Source organism: Mesorhizobium sp. M4A.F.Ca.ET.050.02.1.1 (assembly GCF_003997725.1).
GTDB lineage: Bacteria > Pseudomonadota > Alphaproteobacteria > Rhizobiales > Rhizobiaceae > Mesorhizobium.
Genome location: NZ_RZSG01000449.1, coordinates 1 through 4,961 on the forward strand (window position 1 = coordinate 1; position 4,961 = coordinate 4,961).

Annotated in this window: 6 protein-coding genes and 1 pseudogene; 4 read left to right on the forward strand and 3 right to left on the reverse strand. The window is 65.1% G+C overall.

Annotated features, from left to right (window positions below; all coding sequences use genetic code 11):
- The 3 genes and pseudogenes from EOA33_RS24110 to EOA33_RS24120 form a co-directional block, all read left to right on the forward strand.
- Positions 1-466, forward strand: a pseudogene (locus tag EOA33_RS24110) (trans-aconitate 2-methyltransferase); the annotation flags it as partial.
- A 200-nt stretch (positions 467-666) separates the two neighbouring features.
- Positions 667-1,002 (forward strand): hypothetical protein, encoded by a 336-nt coding sequence (locus EOA33_RS24115; protein ID WP_126053867.1) that lies wholly within the window; start codon positions 667-669, stop codon positions 1,000-1,002.
- Positions 1,003-1,114: 112 nt separating this feature from the next.
- Complete coding sequence (locus EOA33_RS24120; RefSeq protein WP_127406762.1) at positions 1,115-2,236, forward strand: beta-ketoacyl-ACP synthase III; 1,122 nt, start codon at positions 1,115-1,117, stop codon at positions 2,234-2,236.
- A 45-nt stretch (positions 2,237-2,281) separates the two neighbouring features.
- Here EOA33_RS24120 and EOA33_RS24125 read toward each other — a convergent pair whose 3' ends face one another.
- Positions 2,282-2,848 (reverse strand): isoprenylcysteine carboxylmethyltransferase family protein, encoded by a 567-nt coding sequence (locus tag EOA33_RS24125; RefSeq protein ID WP_126053869.1) that lies wholly within the window; start codon positions 2,846-2,848, stop codon positions 2,282-2,284.
- Positions 2,849-3,043: 195 nt separating this feature from the next.
- On the opposite strand from EOA33_RS24125, the gene EOA33_RS24130 reads away from it, so the two are divergent.
- Complete coding sequence (locus tag EOA33_RS24130) at positions 3,044-3,658, forward strand: MOSC domain-containing protein (RefSeq protein WP_126053870.1); 615 nt, start codon at positions 3,044-3,046, stop codon at positions 3,656-3,658.
- A gap of 52 nt (positions 3,659-3,710) precedes the next feature.
- Here EOA33_RS24130 and EOA33_RS24135 read toward each other — a convergent pair whose 3' ends face one another.
- Together EOA33_RS24135 and EOA33_RS24140 are read right to left on the reverse strand one after the other, a co-directional pair.
- Positions 3,711-4,553 carry an SDR family oxidoreductase gene (locus tag EOA33_RS24135; RefSeq protein ID WP_126053871.1) on the reverse strand — a complete coding sequence of 281 codons (843 nt, stop codon included), beginning with the start codon at positions 4,551-4,553 and terminating at the stop codon, positions 3,711-3,713.
- Positions 4,554-4,686: 133 nt separating this feature from the next.
- A partial coding sequence (locus EOA33_RS24140) for an aminotransferase class IV (RefSeq protein WP_190234357.1) occupies positions 4,687-4,961 on the reverse strand: 275 nt, incomplete at its 5' end.

The following is a 4,961-nucleotide window of genomic DNA, read 5'->3' on the forward strand; positions in this document are numbered from 1 at the left end:
GTTCCAATGGCTGCCGGAACATCCCGCCGTGTTCCAGCGGCTGATGGGGTTCTTGAGCCCGCACGGCACGCTGGCCGTGCAGATGCCCGACAATCTCGGCGAGCCGTCGCACCGGTCCATGCGCGAGACGGCGGCCGAGATGCCGTTCGCCGAAAAGCTGAAAGGTGCCGCGCGCGAGCCGCTGCCGCCGGTGTCGTTCTACTACGATCTGTTGTCGCCCTACTGCGACCGGCTCGATATCTGGCACACCATCTACAACCACCCGCTCGCCGATGCCGAGGCGATCGTCGAATGGGTGAAGTCGACGGGGCTGAAGCCGTTTCTCGATCCGCTCGACGCGGAGGAGCGCAAGCTGTTCCTCGACCGCTACACGGCAAGGATCGCGAAAGCCTATCCGAAGACGGCGAACGGCAAGGTGCTGCTGCGCTTTCCCCGCATCTTCATCGCCGCGCGCCGTCCGATCTAAGTTTTGTTTCTGCGCAATTCCGGACGGAAGGCTACGGCGAAGTCGCCGAGCCTAACCGCTACACACTTTTCCTGGAATTGCTCCAGGAAACGTTAGCCACACCGCGCCGCGCTCATCACGAGTGCTTGACCGGAATTCGTCGCCATGCGCAGTCTTCAGCCTGGATCGTGACCGGTGGTCCAGGTGGCGGGGAGTAGACTATGGCGCTGGGGAAGATTGCCCTGGGCGGTTGCGTGGGCGTGGCCGCGCTGCTTGCCTTCTCGATGTCGGCCGAGGCCAAGCGGGCGCGCTGCTACACCACGGATGACGGCTATTTCTCCTGCAATTACAGGGCGATCGGCAGCGACGGCAGCTTCCGCATCTCGGCGCCCGGCTATCCGACCTATGTGCTTGAAATCGACGGCCCGGGCTTTGCCTATGGCTATATCAATTTCGGCCGCCGTAATGTGTCGCTGCCTGGGCAGTTCGTGCGGAGCCGCGACGACGGCGCCTGCTGGAACAATCCGCAGACCAACACCAAGCTCTGCGCCTGGTAATTCCAGGCATTCGATTTAAGCTGGCATAAACCGGCCAAATGCGACAAGTGTTGCGCCGGGAGCCCTGGCGCTCACATCAAGCCGCAACGCCCGCGCAGGGGACGGATTGGAAATGCATCGCGTCATCATCAGCGGCATCGGCGCTGAAATCCCTGAACCTGTCATCACCAATGAAGAGCTGGTCGCCAGCTTCAACGCCTGGGTCGACACGGAGAATGCGCGCCGCGAGGTCGCCGGCGAGGCGCTGCTGCAGAAGTCGGACAGCGACTTCATCGTGCATGCCTCGGGCGTCCGGACCCGCCACGTTGTCGAGCGCGAAGGCATTCTCGACCCGACCCGCATGGCGCCGCGCATTCCGGCGCGGCCGGACGATGCGCTGTCGCTGCAGGCCGAGTTCGGCATCGCCTCGGCGAGGAAGGCGTTGGATCATGCCGGCCTGCAACCGTCCGACATCGACCTTGTCATCTGCTCGGCCTCGCACCAGCAGCGGCCCTATCCGGCGATCGCCATCGAGATGCAGCAGGCGCTGGGCACGAAGGGCGCCGGCTTCGACATGGGACTCGGCTGCTCTTCCGCTGCGGCCGCGCTGCACATAGCGGCAAACCTCGTGCGGGCCGGCGCGCACAAGCGGGTGCTGGTCTCGACGCCGGAGATCATCACCGGCCATCTCAACTTCCGCGACCGGCAGACGCATTTCATCTTCGGCGATGCCTCGGTCGCCATGGTCGTCGAGGGGCTGGAGCAGGGCGAGAAGCGGCCGGGACGCTTCGAGGTGCTGGACACCCGCACCTGGACGCAGATGTCGAACAACATTCGCACCAATCTCGGCTACCACACCCGCACTGCCCAGGACGATCCCTACAGGATCGATCTCGAGGGCAATCTGATCAAGCAGGTCGGCAACAAGGTGTTCAAGGAGGTCACCGTCGCCGGCCACAAATTCATCGTCGAGTTCCTGGCCGAGCACGGGCTGACGCCGCAGGGCATCCGGCGGTTCTGGCTGCACCAGGCCAATGCGCGCATGAACGCGATGATCCTCAAGCTCGCTTTCGGCCATGAGGTCGACCATGACCGCGCGCCGATGGTGCTGGAACGGCTGGGCAACACCGCCGGCGCCGGCGCCATCGTCGCGCTGTCGGAAAACCACGCCGACATGACGGCCGGCGATTTCGGCCTGATCTGCGCCTTCGGCGCCGGCTATTCGATCGGCGGCGCCTTGCTCAAGATGCTCTGAGGTGAGGCCGGCCTGCAAACGGCGGCTTCAAACACACTTTGGCGCCTAGTTTGGTGCAAACGGCACCAGCATAGGCACGCGCCTGGCATAGTCGTCATAGGCCGTACCGAGTTCGCCGCGCAGGAAGCTCTCCTCCAGCCTGGCCTTCACGACGATGCCCACGATGAGGAAGGCGGCGCCGGCCACGCCCCAGACCGTGCCCTTCGCCGCCATGGTGGCGAGTATCGCCACAAGCAGGCCGGTGTAGATCGGATGCCGGACCATCCCATAGGGGCCGGTGTCGATGACGCGGTGGTCGGCCTTGGCGGTGACGGTGCCCGACCATAGCCGGCCGAGATGCAGCCTCGCCCACCAGGAGAAGGCGAGGCCGACCGCGATCAGGGCGACGCATACCCAAGCTTCGGTGAGGGTCGGCATCCAGAGCCGAAGCCGGCCGACATAACCATGCGCCGGCACGAACAGCAGGATCGCGCCGATCGTCCACAGGGCGCGGTAGCGCGCTTCCTCCCGAAAGCCGGCGCGTTTTGCCGCCGGGTCGGCCCAGAAGGCGGCCGCCAGCCATGACACGACCCAGAACAGCCAGAGCGCCGCGATAGCGGGTGCGGGATGCATGGAAGCCTCCTCCGTGACATCACTATCGGATCGTCATGGCGCGGCGGCAATGCGGCGCAAGACGAAAATCGGGGTAAGAAGATCGTGATCGGCGTCGATGGGCATCAAGGCGCTCGACTGGACCATCAGTGCTTTCGACTGGACCCCGTCCGGCGACATCGGCTAAGTCAGGGCATGCAAGAGACGGCAAGCACAATGGATCTGTTCCCCGCGGCGGAGACCCCTGCCGAGATCGTCACGGCGCGCAAACTCGCGGCGAAGGTTTCGGCACTTTACGTCGCGCCGTTCGATCATTTCGAGACGCGGGCGGTTGAGGAACTGCGGCTCGGCTTCGACGGCATAGATGGCGATTTCCATGCCGGCGCCACGCGCCGCTCCGGCGGCCGCGAGCCCTGGTATCCGCGCGGCACCGAGATGCGCAACGAGCGGCAATTGTCGATCGTGGCGGCGGACGAACTGGCCATCGTCGCGGAGCGAATGGGCCTGGCGGAAATCAAGCCGGAATGGATCGGCGCCAATCTTCTCCTCGAAGGGCTGCCGCATCTCTCCATGCTGCCGTCCGGCACGCTGCTGTTCTTCAAGGGCGGCGTCACGATCAAGGTCGACGCCCAGAACGGGCCATGTCGCATCGCCGGACGCTCGGTCGCCGAGAACGCCGGCATGGCCGACCACGAGGCCGGCGCGCTCCTGTTTCCGAAGGCGGCGAAGCGGCTGCGCGGCCTCGTCGCCTGGGTCGAGAAGCCGGGCACGATCAGGACCGGCGAGGAGATCTCGGTGCGGGTGCCGGAGCAGTGGATTTATCGAGCCTAGCTCGGCAACGGGGGGCTGCGCCGCAAGGCGACGCAGCCTGTTCTAAGGCGTGCTAAGCCGCCTTGCGGTTCTTGTTTTCGCCTTGCGCCATAATGGAAACGTGATCCCACTTTTCCCAGGTGGCGATGCGGTTGGCGTATTCCTGCTTGATCATCGGCAAGCCGCCGTCGCCGAAGAATACCCTGAGCGGCGGCTCGGTCGCGTCGACGATGGCTAGCATCGCTGATCCGGTGGCCTCTGGATCGCCGGCGACGGCGCGGCTGCGGCGCTCGGCCATGGCCGTGCGGGCCGGCTCGTAGGCAGCGAGCGGCTTCGACACCTTGGCTGACGGTCCTGCCCAGTCGGTTGAGAAACCACCCGGCTCGACAAGCGTGACGTGGATGCCGAACTCCGCGACCTCCAGGCTGAGCGTCTGGCTGAAGGCCTCCAGCGCCCATTTCGAGGCATGATAGAGGCCGAGCGAGGCAAAGGCGTTGACGCCGCCGATCGACGAAATCTGGATGATGTGTCCGGACCGCTGCGCCCGCATGATCGGCAAGGCGGCCTGCGTTACCCAAAGGGCGCCGAACACGTTGGTCTCGATCTGGTCGCGGGCTTCCTGTTCGCTGACTTCCTCGATGGCCCCGAAATGGCCATAGCCGGCATTGTTGATGACGACGTCGAGCCGGCCGAAGCGTTCATGCGCCCCGGCGACCGCGGCGTCGACGGCTTTCTTTTCGGTGACGTCGAGTTGAATGGCGGCGACATTGTCGCCATATCTCGCGACGAGATCGGCGAGCGTGCCGGCGTCGCGGGCAGTCGCGGCGACACGGTCGCCTCGGGCGAGTGCCGCCTCGGCCCAGACGCGGCCAAAACCCTTCGACGATCCGGTGATGAACCAAACCTTGCTTGTCATGATCTGAGATCCTTGCCCGTGCGGGCCACGATTTGGGGGTAAACGGAGGCTTCTCCGCTTCTTGCCATATACGGCGCACTCGCCGATTTTCCAGAGGCGAGGCAGACTCTTTTTGGAAATGAGGTCCGAATGATCAGCGATAGCGCACCAGGCTCGACCAGGCCGGGTCCTGGTGCTTCTGCCAGTAGAGCGCCATCAGCCGGCTGGTGACCGGGCCGACCTTGCCGTCGGCGACCTGGGCGCCGTCGATCATCGTCACCGGCATGATGCCGCCGGCGGTCGAGGTGATGAACACCTCGTCGGCCGCTTTCAGGGCGGTGACGCTGACATCGATCGCTGCAGCGGAAAGGCCAGCCTCGGCGCAGAGGTCGAAGACGGTGCGCCGCGTGATGCCGGGCAGCACACCGA